This window comes from Pseudoalteromonas sp. SR41-1, from assembly GCF_014164015.1.
Taxonomy (GTDB): domain Bacteria; phylum Pseudomonadota; class Gammaproteobacteria; order Enterobacterales; family Alteromonadaceae; genus Pseudoalteromonas; species Pseudoalteromonas distincta.
This window is the reverse complement of the sequence record NZ_JACJEK010000004.1, coordinates 133,955-149,467: the sequence shown is the minus strand read 5'-3', so window position 1 is coordinate 149,467 and position 15,513 is coordinate 133,955. Positions and strand designations below refer to the sequence as shown.

The following is a 15,513-nucleotide window of genomic DNA, read 5'->3' as shown; positions in this document are numbered from 1 at the left end:
AATGAGTGAGCAAATAACTAAAGTAAACAGCTGGGTATTAGGCTTAACAGGCGGTATTGGCTGTGGTAAAACGGCCATCAGTAACATGTTTGAAGAGCTTGGTATTACAATAGTTGATGCCGATATAATTGCGCGTGAAGTCGTACTCCCAAATAGCAAAGGGCTAAAAGCGATTACAGCACACTTTGGCAAAGATATTTTATTGCCTGATGGCACATTAAATAGAGCAGAATTGCGCGCAAAAATATTCACTAACAACAGTGACAAAGAATGGCTTAATGCGTTGCTACACCCTCTTATTCGCGCAAAAATACTAAACGATTTAAATAATGCAACTAGCCCTTATGTTGTTTTAGTAGCGCCTTTATTGTTTGAAAACAACCTTGATAAATATTGCGACCATACCTTACTTATTGACGTACCAACCTCTGTACAAGTAGCGCGTACAGCAAAACGTGACAACACAAGTAGTGAGCAAGTTAAAAGTATTATTGCCTCGCAAATGTCACGTGATGATAAGCAACAAAAAGCGGATGATATTTTAAATAACGACCGTAGTTTAAACCTAGTGAATATAGAACTTGTTGATCTTCATAAAAAGTACCTACAATATGCATTACACAACAAAACTAACTCACAATAACACTGTCCTAACTCACACAAACTCGTATTTTAGTTAGTAAAATCACAACAATGAATGAAAGGTGATGTAATCCCCTTCTTTTTTCTGATAAATTGCTTACTATTGAAGGAATAAAACAGGTGCGCAATGAATATTAACTCACCGTTATTGAGAAAATTTATAACCCTTGGCCGCATTGATGCCGACACGGTTAAAAACAAACAAAATGAATTTGCCTCAACAGCTGAGCTTATTTCTAAATGTGGAAAAATCGATAGTAAAGATTTAGCTGAACAATGTATCGACTTGTTTCGCGTACCTTATTTTGATTTAAAAGACTTTGATCCTACAAGAATCCCGGCCGACCTCGTAAAAGAAAAACTTATACGTAAACATCATATTTTGCCGCTTGTTCAAAAAGATCGAAAAGTTTATATAGCAGCATCAGACCCAACAGATTACGGCGCATTCGAAAACTTTGAGTTTAGTACCGGTCTTTCATGCGAAATTGTTGTTGTTGATTATATTCAACTCGATACCAAAATAGAGCAATTACTAGATGCCACTGGCAGCTTAAATCTAACTGATGACGAGTTTCAAGAATTTGCTGACTTAGACTCAGAAAGCCAAAGAGATACAGCACCACAAGATGACGATAAAGATGATGCGCCTATCATCGTATACATCAACAAAATTTTAATGGATGCCATTAAAAAAGGCGCCTCTGATTTACACTTTGAACCGTATGAGCACAAGTACCGTATTCGCTTTCGTATTGATGGCATTTTGCATGAAGTGGCAAGCCCACCTAATACATTAGCCACCAAGCTTTCTGCGCGTATTAAAGTAATGTCGCGACTCGATATTGCCGAAAAACGCAAACCACAAGATGGTCGTATAAAGCTAAAAATTACTGAACGCAAAAGTATCGACTTTCGTGTAAGTACCATGCCTACCTTGTGGGGCGAAAAAATAGTAATGCGTATCCTTGATTCATCAAGCGCTATGTTAGGCATTGATGTATTAGGCTATGAGCCTGAGCAGAAAAAGCTTTACATGGATGCGCTTGCCCAGCCTCAAGGGATGATACTTGTAACAGGGCCAACGGGTTCTGGTAAAACAGTATCGCTATACACAGGTTTAAATATATTAAACCAACCTGAGCGTAATATTAGTACTGCGGAAGATCCGGTTGAGATTAACCTTGAAGGTGTAAACCAAGTACAAATAAATATTAAAGCCGACATGACTTTTGCCAACGCACTGCGCGCATTTTTACGTCAAGATCCTGATGTAGTTATGGTAGGTGAAATACGTGACTTAGAGACCGCAGAAATATCAATAAAAGCGGCGCAAACAGGTCACTTGGTTTTATCAACATTGCATACAAACTCAGCGCCGGAAACAATCACTCGTTTATTAAATATGGGTGTACCTGCTTATAACGTAGCAAGTTCGATTAGCTTAATAATAGCCCAGCGTTTAGCACGTCGCTTGTGCCCTAAATGTAAAACGCCAGAACAACTTCCGAGTGAAGAACTGGCTCGCCAAGGATTTAGCGCCGAGCAAATTGAAGAAATGACGTTATATATGCCTAAAGGGTGTGATAGCTGTACTGATGGTTACAAAGGGCGTGTGGGTATTTACGAAGTAATGCAAATTACTCCTGAAATTGCCCAAATTATTATGCGCGGTGGTAACTCGCTTGAAATAGCAGACGTATCACTTAAAGCCGGTTTTAATAATTTACGTTTATCGGGTTTACGCAAAGCAGCCGATGGCCTTACATCCCTTGGTGAAATAAACCGCGTAACCAATTTTTAAAGTCCCACAGTAAAAGATAAGGCTCTAAGCTCAGAGCCTTATAGCTAGAGACTCATATATAAGTAATGTAATATGCACCAAAAATTTGTAGAGAGTAATTTATGCCTACTGTTGTAAACTGCCCAACCTGTAAAACTAAAGTTGAATGGTCAGAGCAAAGCCCATTTCGCCCTTTTTGCTCAAAGCGCTGCCAACTAATTGATTTAGGTGAATGGTCGTTCGAAAATAATAAAATTTCTGCACCAATCACCTCGGCTGAAGAGTTTAGCCAAGACATGATAGAAGATATTGAGGCAATGATGGCTAAAAATGAAGATGACTTTTTTAAGTGATTTATCTTCATAATGCCCTAAATACAAAAACCAGCATTACGCTGGTTTTTTAGTATTTACAAAAAAGTAAAATTAACTTTTTTGTTTACGGTGCTTTTTATTCATACGCTTTTGCATTTTAGCAAACTTCTCTTTTTGCTCAGCGTTAAGCACTTGCATTACTTGGTGTTGTGTTTTTAGTTTAATTAAACCAAATTGCTCACCTTTTTCGCGGCGTTCATTTAATAGCTCTTTTGCTGCATTTTCGTCAAATGTCGCAGCCGAAAGTAATGCATCCATTTTTGCTTTGTGCGCTTCACGCATCGCTTTACGGGCTTCTTTATCGTCGCCACGCAGAGCTTTCATTTGTGTTTTTTGCGCTTCAAAAATAGCCTTTAGCTTAGTTTGCTGCTCATCTGTTAGGTTTAATTTTTCAACGCCGCGCTCAGAAAGTAAAAAACGAGCTTGAGAATGGCCTTGCTTATGTCCGTCGCCTTTAGCTAACACGCTACCAGCACCAAGCGTTGCTGTTGCTAAGCCACAGATAAGTACTAATTTTGAAAGTGTGTTTAATTTAGTCATAATCATTACCTTAATATTGGGTTGGTTGTGGCTGCTAAGCCAGTGAGTTAACTATACCTAACTCAACGCAAAGTAACGCAAAGCAGTGTAAAGGTTGTGTAAAGATTCACCTTTGCACTATTTAGCGGGTAAAATAACGCTATAAACAACTCTAAGGGTTTGTAAATGAGACTATTAATGATTGATGACGACACTGGCCTTTGTGAGCTATTAAGTGAATATTTAACTGTCCAAGGCTTTGAAATACAAAGCGTACACGACGGTGAACAAGGCCTTAAACTAGCACAAGCAAATGACTACGCCCTTATATTGCTAGATGTAATGTTACCAACGCTTGATGGTTTTGAAGTACTTAAACAACTTAGGCAAACAAAACTCACACCGGTAATAATGCTTACAGCAAAAGGTGAAGACTTTGACCGTATTTTTGGTCTAGAGCTAGGCGCTGACGATTACATTCCAAAGCCTTTTAATCATCGTGAATTACTAGCCCGCGTAAAAGCGATAACTCGCCGTATAGAGCACATTAATAGTTTAAATATAGCTACAACGAGTAAGTTACTCGTTAATGGCATTACTGTTAACCTTGCAGCTCGAGAAGCCTCAATAGACGGCTCTACACTAACGCTTACTGGTACAGAGTACGAAATACTCACGCTATTGTGTAAAAATGCAGGTGAAGTGGTTAGTAAAGAGCAAATTAGTGAAGAAGTACTAGGTAGGCGTTTAGCTTCTTTTGATCGCTCTATCGATATGCATGTAAGTAATATCCGCAAAAAAATAGCAGAGCATATTCCAGGTGAGCGAATTAAAACAATGAGAGGTACGGGTTATGTCTTTATCCAAGGCGAATAAAAGCACTTACTTTGCTTGGTTAAAACACCCTGGGCACTACCTGTTTTTTAAAATATTTATTTGGTTTTGGTTAACTATAATCGGCACCGTTGCAGCGCTTATATTTTTAAGTAACATTACCGCTATTAACGCGGTAACTAACGAGCCGCTTTATGGCCCGATGAAAAAAAACTTAATATATACCGCTAAAAGTATTGAGCGCACTGCTATTAAACATAAGCGCAGCCTAAGCGATGTATTAGTACACCCTCGCCTATCAAAGCGTAAACTTTTATACTTAAGCGCAGCTCAAAGCGAAGACTCCCTTAGTAGTAAAGAGGTGCCAGAGAGCATCGACTTAAGTTTATTAAACTTTACTCAAAATATGTCACCACAAATTATTTTTACTGAAAAATATCAAGCCTTCGGCCCTGTTAATATAAACGTGCCTGAAGGGAGTTTTTATCTTTATGAAATAGATATTAACCATCAACCGCCGCTATTAATGCGCTTTAAGCTTATGCCTAATTGGATGAAAATAGTCATCGCAATTGTTGCCTCTCTTATTTTAAGCTTTGTATTTAGCCGTAACTTAATAGCCCCTATAAATAGTCTTAAAAAAGCAGCTATTAAACTATCAGCGGGCAACCTAAGCGCAAGAGCCGACATTTCTGTAAACCGAAAAGATGAGCTGGGAATACTTGGGCGAGACTTTAACAGCATGGCCAATCAGCTAGAGCTTTTAATTAGTTCACAAAAACGCTTATTAGCCGACATATCACATGAGTTACGCTCACCCCTTACGCGTTTAAAAATGGCTACCGGTCTTGCGCAAATGCAAGCTAACGACGCTAGCCAATCGTATTTATTACGCATAGAAAAAGAAGCAAACCAACTTGATAAGATGATTGCAGACGTGCTGCAAGTTTCTCGCTTAGAAGCAAAAAGCCAAGCGCTTTCACTGCAAAAACAATCATTACAAATAATTGTAGATCACGTTATTAACGATGCGCAGTTTGAAGCAAAACAAAATAATAAGCAGCTAAATATAGTGGGCGCTGTAGAGGTAAATATTAATTGCGACGAAACACTTATTGCCAGTGCGCTTGAAAACCTACTTCGTAACGCTATTAAATACGCAAACAATACAATTAGCATTACTCTAAAGCACACAGATGCCATTTATATAGAAATATGTGATGATGGCTCTGGTGTGCCCGATGATCAACTGAGCAAGCTTTGTGAGCCCTTTTTTAGGCAATCAGATGCGCGGGATCGCGTAAGTGGTGGTACGGGTTTAGGGCTGGCGATTGCTAAAAATGCTATTACTGCGCATGGTGGCAGTCTAGTATTATCAAATAAAGAACTAGGTGGCTTGTGTGCTAATATAACCTTGCCATTAATAAAAGAGTAAAGCATGTTTTATAGTTCAGAAGCCCAGCTTGAGAGCAATCAAGAGGCCATTAATGTTTTTTATACTTCAAATTTAATTAAAAGCTACTTAGATACGCCATCAGGAAAGCTATTTTACGCATACGCAATCCCTAAAAACGCGACAACCGCAATAGTAGTAAGTACAGGGCGTATTGAAGGCCTAGAAAAATATAAAGAACTGCTCTGGGAGCTGTATTGTAATAATTTTGCTGTGTTTATTATGGATCATCAAGGTCAGGGCCGCTCTTACAGGCACCTTAAAAATAAACATAAAGGCTTTGTAAAACATTATAATAACTACAGCAGTGACCTAAATAACTTTGATCAGCAAATAGTTTCAAAGCATTGGCAAGGTAAAAAAGTCATGCTGGCTCATTCAATGGGTGGCGCCATTGCTATTGATTATTTAGCAAAATTTGAAAATAGCTATAAAGGCGTGTTTTTGTCTGCTCCTATGTTTGATATTTTTACAAAAGACGTACCAAAAATACCAACGAAGTTTATTGTTAAATTAGCCTCTTTACTTGGTTTACACTCTTGCTATGCATTTGGGCAAGGCAACTACAACCCGATCCCATTTGCCGAAAACGTACTTACTAGCAGCGAGAAGCGTTACACCTACTTTAGGCAAACCTATAAATTAGAACCTAACATACAATTAGGTGGCGTTACGTTTGGCTGGCTAGCAGCTACAATATCGTTTTTAAAGTCTGTTGATAACCTAAACGTACCAATCCCTTTGTTTATAGCAAGTGCAGCTAGCGATACAGTGGTAAACAACGAAGCACAGTACAGTCTTGCAAAAAGGCATGCTCATGCAACGATTGAGAGTTTTGAAGGCGCTAAACACGAGCTACTTTTTGAACGTGACGAAATTCGAAAGCCGCTATTAACTAACTTTTATCAATTTTGTGATTCGGTGACGGCTTAACAAGTACTGACAAAGGGTCGAGGTGGATCAGTATATCTACCTCCGACTCAAAACGTTCTTTGAGCATTGCCTCTACTTCATCAGCCACATTGTGCGCGCGAATCAAGCTTAAATGATCATCAAGCTCTAAGTGCATTTGAATAAACTTAACTTTACCGCCTTGGCGAGTACGAATGTCATGCACGCCATGCACATCAGCATGGGCTCTGGCTATGTCAAATATGCTTTGTTTTTCGTCATCCGGGAGCTCTTTATCCATTAAGTGATCGGCACTATCGCGAGCTATATCCCAACTGTTATAAAGTAAGTAACCCGCTACACCTATTGCAAAAATAGGATCTGCATACAACACGCCATAATAAGCTAACAAAATAGCTAACAGCACCGCAGCGTTTAATATTAAATCGCCTTTGTAATGTACTGAGTCGGCTTTTATAGCAATTGAATCGGTATACTTAACCACTTTGTTTTGTACAAATACAATGACAAGCGTACACGCAATAGCAAAAATACTTACCCACACACCTAATAAAGAATGGCTTAACTGTATAGGGTTAAATAATCGCTCAATACCATGAAAAGCAAGTAGGCAACCTGAGCCTGCAATAAATGCGGCTTGGCCTAGTCCTGCAAGTGCTTCAGCTTTTCCGTGTCCAAATCTATGATCATCATCCGCTGGGCGCAGTGCGTAACCCAACACTAAAAAGCTCATTGCGGTGGCAGTAATATCCATTAACGAATCAGTTAACGAGCCAAGCATTGAAGCTGAGCCAGAAGCCAGCCAGGCCCATGTTTTTGCGCCGATCATTAAGCTAACCATGACCATGGTAACAATGCTGGAAGTTTTAACCCAAAATTCGTAGCTACGGTTATGCACGCGTGTATCCATTAATCACTGTATTGAATGTGTTGAGTATATCATTTTTTTAAAAGGTTTCGTGTATACTGCCCTTCGTCAAACTACAGATTATTTTATAAGGCTCATTATGCTGGATATTGTTTTATACCAACCTGAAATACCGCCTAACACAGGTAATATTATTCGCCTATGTGCCAATACTGGCTATGCATTACATTTAATTGAGCCATTAGGTTTTGAATGGGACGATAAACGCGTGAAACGTGCGGGCCTTGATTACCATGAATTTAGCCATGTTCAACGCCATGCCTCATTTGAGGACTACCTTGAGAAATGCAAACCTAAAAAAGTGTATGCCTGTACAACTAAAGGCAGTCAATTTCATCATGAAGCAAGTTACGAAGCTGGCGACTGCTTGGTATTTGGTCCTGAAACACGCGGCCTGCCTGATGAAATGATTCAAGCATTACCAAACGATCAGCGTGTACGTATTCCTATGCAAGCAAATAGTCGTAGTATGAACCTGTCAAATGCAGTCGCCGTGTTTGTTTACGAGTCGTGGCGTCAGTTGGGCTTCCCTAACGCCCAGTAAATATAATCCGTTAGGCAATAAAAAACCGACATAGTGTCGGTTTTTTAGTTAAGGCCTAGCTCAAGCGCTTATTCAGCGCGTTGTTCTCGTCCTAAAAGAGCCATAGCGGCTTCTTTCATGTCTTTATTTTCATAAAGTACTTTATAAATTTGCTCAGTGATTGGCATTTCTACGCCAGCACGCTGCGCTAGTAAGTACACTTCTTTAGTGTTTCTAAAGCCTTCAACTACTTGGCCAATAGACTCAATAGCAGCATCAACGCTCTCGCCTTTACCTAACGCCAAACCAAATCGACGATTACGTGATTGGTTATCTGTACAGGTTAGTATTAAATCACCAAGGCCTGCCATTCCCATAAAGGTTTCTGGCTTAGCACCCAAAGCACAGCCTAAACGAGTGAGCTCTGCAAGGCCTCGGGTAATGAGCGCGGTACGCGCATTAGCACCAAAACCTACACCGTCCGAAATACCGGCGCCAATTGCAATTACATTTTTAACCGCACCACCGAGCTGTATACCAATAAAGTCATCATTGTTATACACACGGAATGAGCGACCACAATGAAGTAAATCAGCCAGTTGCTGCGCAAATTCAGGTGACGTAGAAGACACTGAAATAGCTGTAGGTGACCCCATCGCCATTTCTTTTGCAAACGTAGGACCCGAAAGTACCGCAAGTGGTATGTCATCACCCAATTCTTGCAAAGCAACTTCTTGTAACAAACGTCCAGTATTAGGCTCAAGCCCTTTAGTTGCCCACGCTACTTTAGCACCCTCTTGCAATGCAGGTTTTATCTGCGCAAGCGTGTCGCCAAAAGCATGGCTTGGCACAACAACAAGTACAATAGCACTGCTAGCAACGGCATGTTGTAGGTTAGCTTCAAGAGTAAGAGTATCTGGGAAAGGAGCATCAGGTAAGTAACGTTGATTTTTCCGCTCAGCTGCAAGCGTGGCAACGTCGTCGCTATTTCTTCCCCAAAGTGTCACCTGGTGACCATTTCGGGCTAAACAAATAGCAAGGGCGGTGCCGTAAGACCCCGCCCCTAATACAGTAACAGCTGTAGTTGCTGTACTCATAAGTTATGCGTCTGCTGAAGCCTGGTCAGCTTGCGCAGTACGTTGTTGCATGTATTGTGCAAATAACGCATCAAAATTAACTGGCGCAAGGTTAAGCTGTGGGAAAGTACCACGGTTAACAAGATTTGAAACAGCTTCACGTGCATATGGAAATAATACGTTAGGACAAAATGCACCTAGCATGTGCGCAAGTTGCACTTCTTCAACTTCAGCAATAGTAAAAATACCTGCTTGTTGAATTTCACATAAGAACGCAGTTTCTTCACCAATAGATGCAGTTACAGTTAGCGCTAAAACAACTTCAAATACACCTTCGTCCAACTTGTTTGAGCGTGTATCTAGGTCTAGCTTAACTTCTGGTGTCCATTCTTTTTGAAAGATGGCCGGAGAGTTTGGCGTTTCAAACGATACATCTTTAGTGTAAATGCGTTGAATAGTAAATTGTGCGCCAGCTTCTGCAGCTGCTACGTTTTGATTTTCTTCGTTCATTGTTATTCCTAACTTGTTCGTTATTATAATTAAATTAAGCGTTTAGCTTAGCGTCAAGTTTACCTTGCGCTTCAATAGCCATCATGTCGTCGCAGCCACCGATATGTTCATCATTAATAAAAATTTGCGGTACTGTGCTTGCACCACCTGCTTTGGCAATCATTTCATCGCGTAGCTCAGGCTGCACACCAATATCATAATTTGTGTATTCAACGCCTTTGCTGTTTAAAAGCGAAAGAGCACGCTGACAAAATGGACAATACGCCTTGGTGTATAAAACAACATTACTCATAATAAATCCTCTATCGGCCTAGCTAAACTGATTAGCGACCTGTTGTAGTTGGTAAGCTGGCAGATTGCCACGCACCCATGCCACCTGCTAATAAGTAAACTCGTTCAAAACCAGCTTTACTCATAGCGGCTGCAGTACCTTGGGCAGTCATACCTGTAGTACATACAACTATAATGGGTTTAGTCTTGTACTTTTCAAGGCTTGAAAAGTCAGATTTTTTCGCATTCTCTGGGCTTAAGTGCTCAGCACCAGAAATACGCCCTGCATTAAACTCTTTTTGCGCACGTATATCGATTACTTGACCGTCATCACGGTTAATAAGTAACGTAAGCTGCTGGGGATTTATTTGACGAACAGCTGAAAGCTTACTTTTTATCCAGCCACTAACAATAAGGAAAACAATACCAACCCAAGCAAGGCTTAAAATGGGATGATTTGTAATAAATTCAATATATTGTTCCATTCTACTTCCACTATGAAATTATGTTTTAAAACGTGATGTTTTAAGGATTTTGTACTTTAGCCACGCAAGTATACCCAAACCAACCTAAAATGCGAGTTTAGGAGCACTTAGAGGCGTTTAAAAAACGATAAAGCCCCCCATATATAGTTAACAAGAACTCTGGATAATAAATCTATCTCAAGCAGAGTTCAGGTTAGTCAATGAGGTATAAGTGAAAAAATTTAATATCTTGTTTTCAATGCTGATCCTAGCTTAAAAACACGGTATGCTAAAACCACGCTAATAAACCTTTTTAGGTGCACAGTATCCATCAACAGATACTAATTTTCAGGAGCTATTATGACAGAGCATAAAAAACCACTGGTATTAATGATTTTAGACGGTTGGGGACACCGCGAAGATACGCAAAGTAATGCTATTCTTGCAGCTAACACACCTGTATTAGACAACTTATGGGCCACCCGCCCACACACATTAATATCGGCTTCGGGTTTAGATGTTGGTCTTCCTGATGGTCAAATGGGTAACTCAGAAGTTGGCCATGTAAACTTAGGTGCAGGGCGCATTGTGTATCAAGATTTTACCCGTATCACCAAAGCAATTAACGATGGCGAGTTTGATTCAACCCCAGCCTTAGTTGAAAACATAGACAAAGCAGTAAGTGCTGGTAAAGCGGTTCACATAATGGGTCTTTTAAGCCCAGGTGGTGTGCATAGCCATGAAGATCATATAGTTGCAAGTATTGAGCTGGCGGCAAAACGTGGTGCTAAAGAAGTCTATTTCCATGCATTTTTAGACGGCCGTGACACACCTCCACGTAGCGGAAAAGCATCAATTGAACGAATTGAAGCGTTATTTAGTAAACTTAAGTGCGGACGTTTAGCATCACTTATTGGCCGTTACTACGCAATGGACAGAGACAACCGTTGGAACCGTGTAGAAAAAGCTTACAACGTAATGACGCTCGCCGAAGGCGACTTTAATTTTGATAATGGTGTTGAAGCACTTAATGCAGCGTACGAGCGCGACGAAAACGACGAGTTTGTAGCAGCTACGACCATTACGCCGACAGGTGCCACTCCGGCTTCAATAAACGATGGTGACACCGTTATTTTTGCTAACTTTAGAGCAGATAGAGCCCGCGAAATTACCCGCGCTTTTGTTGAGCCTGAATTTGATGGTTTTACTAAAAAAAGAACGCCAGAGCTTAGCGCATTTGTAATGATGACAGAGTATGCAGCCGATATAGACGCACCTGTTGCATTTGGACCTACACCACTAATAAACGTACTCGGTGAATGGTTTGAAAAAAATAATAAAACACAGCTTCGTATTTCAGAAACCGAAAAATACGCACACGTTACATTTTTCTTTAGTGGCGGACGTGAAAGCGAATTTAAAGGTGAAACACGCGAGCTAATTCCTTCGCCGCAAGTAGCAACCTACGACCTACAACCTGAAATGAACTCAGAAATGCTAACCGACAAACTGGTAGAAGCAATTAAAAGCGGTAGATACGATGCTATTATTTGTAACTACCCTAATGGCGATATGGTTGGTCACTCAGGTGTATTTGAAGCCGCTGTTAAAGCTTGTGAAGCTGTAGATAGCTGTATCGGACGTGTTGTTGATGCGCTAGAAGAGTTTGGTGGTGAAGCACTAATTACAGCCGATCATGGTAATGCTGAGCAAATGGCTGATCTCAAAACAGGCCAAGCACATACTGCCCACACTAGCGAACCGGTGCATTTTATTTATGTTGGTCGCGATGCAGAGCCAATGCAAGGTAAAGCCTTGAGTGATGTAGCCCCAACAATGCTTCACTTAATGGGTATGGAGCAACCAAAAGAAATGACTGGTACGCCTATCATGATGTTGAAATAACACATGAACAAACGTATTAACCGGTTAATTAAGTGCGGTTTGATACTAACTTCATTAGTGGCTGCATCTGCAGTTGCTAATGAAGATCGTACTAAAAAAGACTTATCAGAGGTTCAAAATGCACTTGAGCAAAGCCAAGCTGAATATAACGCCCAAAGAAAAAAAATAGCGTCGCTACAAAAAAATCTAAAAAGCCATGAACTCGATATAGCTAAAAATGCTAAAGCACTTAACATGGCAGAGCAATCCGTAAAAGAGACTAAAACACAGCAAAAAGAGTTACAAAGTAAAGCCGATGAGCTTGATAAAAAACACACTCAGTTTCAGAAAATTTTAGCCGCGCAACTCAAAAGTGCCTATATGGCCGGTGGCGACGACTACTCTAAAATGCTGTTGAATCAAGAAGACACAGCCAAGTTTGAGCGCACACTTAGCTATTACAATTACTTAAATAAAGCCCGTATTGAACAAATCGAAGATCTAAAAGATCTTCAACAGCAAATAGTACAAAACCAAGAAGAGCTCGTTAAAACGCAAGAAAAACTAGAGCTTTTATTTGATGAACAAAAAAGGCGCCAAACTGCATTACTTAATGCACAAAGTGAACGCCAAGCTAACCTCAAAAACTTACAAGCTCAGCTCAACAGCACTAAAAGCTCAATAAATTATTTAAAAGAAAACCAACAAACTTTAGTAACAACGATTAAAGAGCTCGAAAAAGAAAAAACACAAAAAATAGAATTACTTGGCCTAAATAAGAGCAAGGGCAAATTAGACTGGCCGAGCAAAGGCAAGTTAGAGCACACATTCGGCCAACGTAAGCATGGTGGTATTGATTGGAAAGGCGTGTTAATTGGTGCAAAAGAAGGCACTAATATTAATAGCGTGCACAACGGCCAAGTTGTATTTGCCGATTGGCTAAAAGGTTATGGATGGGTAATTGTTGTAGACCATGGTGAAGGTTTTATGAGCCTATATGGCCACGCTCAAACGCTACTAAGAGATGTAGGGGATATGGTACGTGAAGGCGAAACCCTCGCTTTAGTAGGCCAAAGCGGCGGACAGGCAAGTTCTGGTCTATACTTTGAAATACGGCACAAAGGACGCGCAGTAAATCCTGTAAAATGGTGCATACGTATTTAATTAGATAAATCGCTGCACCGCCTTGGAGCAGCTGATGACAACTAAAAAACACACAATAAATACCGTTAATAAAAAAAGTGCAGACTTTTATATAAGTCTGTACTTACTTGTATTACTAACCCTAATTACCTTTACTAGTAATGCACTAGCAAGCTCAATTAAAGATCTTAAAAGACAACAAATAGACGAAATACTCTTTAACATTCATACCTATTACGTTGAAGATCTCACCTTACAAAATAGCCACCATATTAAATATAACAACCAGCAGTTTGAGCGTTTATATTCAAAACTCGACTCCTATTCTAAGTACTTAAATGAGTATGAGTTAGCCTCATTATTTGATAATACAAATGGTCGTTACACAGGTATTGGTATAGAAGTTAAGAACATAGACGAGAATATGACTATTGTTAACGTGGTTAATAATTCGCCCGCAAAAGCAGCAGGTATTTTACCAGGCGATATTATTGTAAGTGTAAACAACAACGCAGCTCAAAACCGTACTATCGACGAAGTAGCAACACTAATAAGAGACAGTGAATTTTCGAATATAGATATAATTGTAAATCGCGATAACAATAAAAACCCACTCACTTTTCATGTCACACGTCGCCAAATAAACCTCGAAAGTGTAACAAGCGAACTTTTAGATTTTGGAACTGGTTACATAGCTATTAATAACTTCTCTAACCACACATTACATGAAGTTGCACTACAAGTTGCCGCCCTGCAAAGCCATTTTGGCTACCCACTTAAAGGCTTAGTAATTGATTTACGTGATAACCCAGGGGGGACATTACAAAGCGCAGTGGCTGTATCAGACCTATTTTTACAAAGTGGCACTATAGTAACGACTAAAGGACGTTTTTACGATGCTAACCAAGCATTTTATGCAAAGCGTGGAGACATTCTAAAAAATGCGCCCATAGTTGTGCTTATAAACGAAAATTCTGCCTCTGCAGCCGAAATACTTGCAGCAGCACTTAAAGATAATAACCGAGCAACCATTGTTGGCAGCCAATCTTTTGGGAAAGGCTCTGTACAATCACTCATTCCACTCGGTGATGGCAATACCGCATTAAAGCTCACCACAGCGAAATACTTCACACCGTTAGGTAAATCGATTGATGGAATAGGAATAACCCCAGATGTGGCGGTTAATCAAACAAACCTTTCACAAAGTAATAAAGCCGTTATAATAAAAAATGAACACACTAACAATAATGCGCAATTACTTACTGGTAATCTAACCGATTTACAGTTGGTTAAAGCCAAACAATTACTCAGCATGCAATAGCTTGTATAAGCTGTATAAATAAAGCTAAAAAGATAATAAAAACTATAAACGTGAAAATAATAAAATGGCTAACATTAGCTATTTGTTTTAGCTCTGCAACAATTAGCGCCAAGCAAATAGCAATAGTGATAGACGATATAGGCTATCATCAACGGGACTTAGAGTTCCTTTCCTTACCTGGGCAATTGTCGTATTCAATTTTGCCCCATACCCCTTATTCGCAAATTTTTGCAACACTTGCCAGTCAATCAAATAAAGAGTTATTGCTTCATGTACCTATGCAAGCACTTAACGGTAAAGAACTAGGGCCTGGTGCGCTTACTTTAAATATGAATAAAGAGCAGCTTCAGCAAACTCTTGGAACAGCTCTCGCTAGTTTACCGCAAGTTAAAGGCGTTAATAACCACATGGGCTCAGCGCTTACGCAAAAAAGCCAAGCTATGAAGTGGACAATGGAAGTACTTAAAAAGCGTCATTTATATTTTTTAGATAGTCGCACAACCGATTTGAGTCAGGCACAAAATGCAGCTAACTTTTTGGGGGTTGCTAATATTAGTCGCCAAGTGTTTTTAGACAACATAACTACACCAGAACAACTGCAGCTAAGGCTTGAAGAGTTAAAACAACTAGCCATTTCCCATAGCTTTGCCATTGCAATTGCTCACCCCTACCCTGAAACCATCGAGTTTTTACGCCATGCCTTACCAGAGCTAACTAAGCAAGGTTTTGAACTCGTACCTGTTTCGCAATTAGTTGAACGTAAGTACATTCAGTTAGCGCATGCTGAGAGAAAGGGAGTGAGTGCTAGGTAATATAAGCTTTAAATAATGCTATATCCGAATAATAAACTAATACCAATTCGCTTAATTAAGTGGTC

At 39.9% G+C, this 15,513-nt stretch carries 17 protein-coding genes; 11 read left to right on the top strand and 6 right to left on the bottom strand.

All coding sequences use genetic code 11. The features are described 5' to 3' along the window. Position 1: 1 nt before the first annotated feature. From coaE to yacG, 3 genes are all read left to right on the top strand, one after another. Positions 2-643 carry a dephospho-CoA kinase gene (coaE, locus tag H5118_RS04840; RefSeq protein ID WP_182747965.1) on the top strand — a complete coding sequence of 214 codons (642 nt, stop codon included), beginning with the start codon at positions 2-4 and terminating at the stop codon, positions 641-643. A gap of 126 nt (positions 644-769) precedes the next feature. Then, positions 770-2,446 carry a type IV-A pilus assembly ATPase PilB gene (pilB, locus tag H5118_RS04835; protein WP_007586143.1) on the top strand — a complete coding sequence of 559 codons (1,677 nt, stop codon included), beginning with the start codon at positions 770-772 and terminating at the stop codon, positions 2,444-2,446. A 101-nt stretch (positions 2,447-2,547) separates the two neighbouring features. Then, positions 2,548-2,778 carry a DNA gyrase inhibitor YacG gene (gene yacG, locus H5118_RS04830; RefSeq protein ID WP_002957774.1) on the top strand — a complete coding sequence of 77 codons (231 nt, stop codon included), beginning with the start codon at positions 2,548-2,550 and terminating at the stop codon, positions 2,776-2,778. A 72-nt stretch (positions 2,779-2,850) separates the two neighbouring features. Here yacG and H5118_RS04825 read toward each other — a convergent pair whose 3' ends face one another. Then, positions 2,851-3,339, bottom strand: coding sequence for a periplasmic heavy metal sensor (locus tag H5118_RS04825; RefSeq protein WP_182695579.1), 489 nt, complete (start codon positions 3,337-3,339; stop codon positions 2,851-2,853). Positions 3,340-3,504: 165 nt separating this feature from the next. Here H5118_RS04825 and H5118_RS04820 point away from each other — a divergent pair, with 165 nt between their 5' ends. Genes H5118_RS04820 through H5118_RS04810 form a run of 3 tightly spaced genes read left to right on the top strand, consistent with a single transcriptional unit; the run spans position 3,505 to position 6,538 of the window. Beyond that, the gene (locus tag H5118_RS04820) at positions 3,505-4,194 is read left to right on the top strand and encodes a response regulator (RefSeq protein ID WP_024597563.1); all 690 of its coding nucleotides are present in this window, start codon (positions 3,505-3,507) and stop codon (positions 4,192-4,194) included. Then, positions 4,172-5,587, top strand: a complete 1,416-nt coding sequence (locus H5118_RS04815; RefSeq protein ID WP_154903595.1) for an ATP-binding protein — start codon at positions 4,172-4,174, stop codon at positions 5,585-5,587. The genes H5118_RS04820 and H5118_RS04815 overlap by 23 nt, the downstream gene beginning before the upstream one ends. A 3-nt stretch (positions 5,588-5,590) precedes the next feature. After that, a complete protein-coding gene (locus H5118_RS04810; RefSeq protein WP_182747963.1) occupies positions 5,591-6,538 on the top strand; it encodes an alpha/beta fold hydrolase in 948 nt (315 codons plus the stop codon). Here H5118_RS04810 and H5118_RS04805 read toward each other — a convergent pair. After that, positions 6,501-7,364, bottom strand: coding sequence for a cation diffusion facilitator family transporter (locus tag H5118_RS04805; RefSeq protein ID WP_182194048.1), 864 nt, complete (start codon positions 7,362-7,364; stop codon positions 6,501-6,503). The two genes, H5118_RS04810 and H5118_RS04805, sit on opposite strands and share 38 nt — an antisense overlap. 160 nt (positions 7,365-7,524) lie before the next feature. On the opposite strand from H5118_RS04805, the gene trmL reads away from it, so the two are divergent. Further along, positions 7,525-7,989, top strand: coding sequence for a tRNA (uridine(34)/cytosine(34)/5-carboxymethylaminomethyluridine(34)-2'-O)-methyltransferase TrmL (gene trmL, locus H5118_RS04800; protein ID WP_002957780.1), 465 nt, complete (start codon positions 7,525-7,527; stop codon positions 7,987-7,989). A 68-nt stretch (positions 7,990-8,057) separates the two neighbouring features. On the opposite strand, the gene gpsA is transcribed toward trmL, so the two are convergent. The 4 genes from gpsA to H5118_RS04780 are packed head-to-tail and all read right to left on the bottom strand — an operon-like array spanning position 8,058 to position 10,309. Further along, positions 8,058-9,065, bottom strand: coding sequence for an NAD(P)H-dependent glycerol-3-phosphate dehydrogenase (gene gpsA, locus H5118_RS04795; RefSeq protein WP_024597561.1), 1,008 nt, complete (start codon positions 9,063-9,065; stop codon positions 8,058-8,060). Between the two features lie 3 nt (positions 9,066-9,068). After that, positions 9,069-9,554: a protein-export chaperone SecB gene (secB, locus tag H5118_RS04790; protein ID WP_002957782.1), complete on the bottom strand. Its 486-nt coding sequence runs from the start codon at positions 9,552-9,554 to the stop codon at positions 9,069-9,071. 34 nt (positions 9,555-9,588) lie between these two features. Continuing rightward, positions 9,589-9,846: a glutaredoxin 3 gene (gene grxC, locus H5118_RS04785; RefSeq protein ID WP_002957783.1), complete on the bottom strand. Its 258-nt coding sequence runs from the start codon at positions 9,844-9,846 to the stop codon at positions 9,589-9,591. 31 nt (positions 9,847-9,877) lie between these two features. Further along, the gene (locus tag H5118_RS04780; protein ID WP_024604567.1) at positions 9,878-10,309 is read right to left on the bottom strand and encodes a rhodanese-like domain-containing protein; all 432 of its coding nucleotides are present in this window, start codon (positions 10,307-10,309) and stop codon (positions 9,878-9,880) included. 339 nt (positions 10,310-10,648) lie between these two features. Here H5118_RS04780 and gpmM point away from each other — a divergent pair, with 339 nt between their 5' ends. The 4 genes from gpmM to H5118_RS04760 are packed head-to-tail and all read left to right on the top strand — an operon-like array spanning position 10,649 to position 15,448. Beyond that, complete coding sequence (gene gpmM, locus H5118_RS04775) at positions 10,649-12,193, top strand: 2,3-bisphosphoglycerate-independent phosphoglycerate mutase (RefSeq protein ID WP_182747961.1); 1,545 nt, start codon at positions 10,649-10,651, stop codon at positions 12,191-12,193. Between the two features lie 3 nt (positions 12,194-12,196). Next, positions 12,197-13,336 (top strand): murein hydrolase activator EnvC, encoded by a 1,140-nt coding sequence (locus H5118_RS04770; RefSeq protein ID WP_182747960.1) that lies wholly within the window; start codon positions 12,197-12,199, stop codon positions 13,334-13,336. Between the two features lie 34 nt (positions 13,337-13,370). After that, positions 13,371-14,636, top strand: a complete 1,266-nt coding sequence (locus tag H5118_RS04765) for a S41 family peptidase (protein WP_024597558.1) — start codon at positions 13,371-13,373, stop codon at positions 14,634-14,636. A 50-nt stretch (positions 14,637-14,686) separates the two neighbouring features. Continuing rightward, the gene (locus tag H5118_RS04760) at positions 14,687-15,448 is read left to right on the top strand and encodes a divergent polysaccharide deacetylase family protein (RefSeq protein WP_182720031.1); all 762 of its coding nucleotides are present in this window, start codon (positions 14,687-14,689) and stop codon (positions 15,446-15,448) included. The last annotated feature ends 65 nt before the right edge of the window (positions 15,449-15,513 follow it).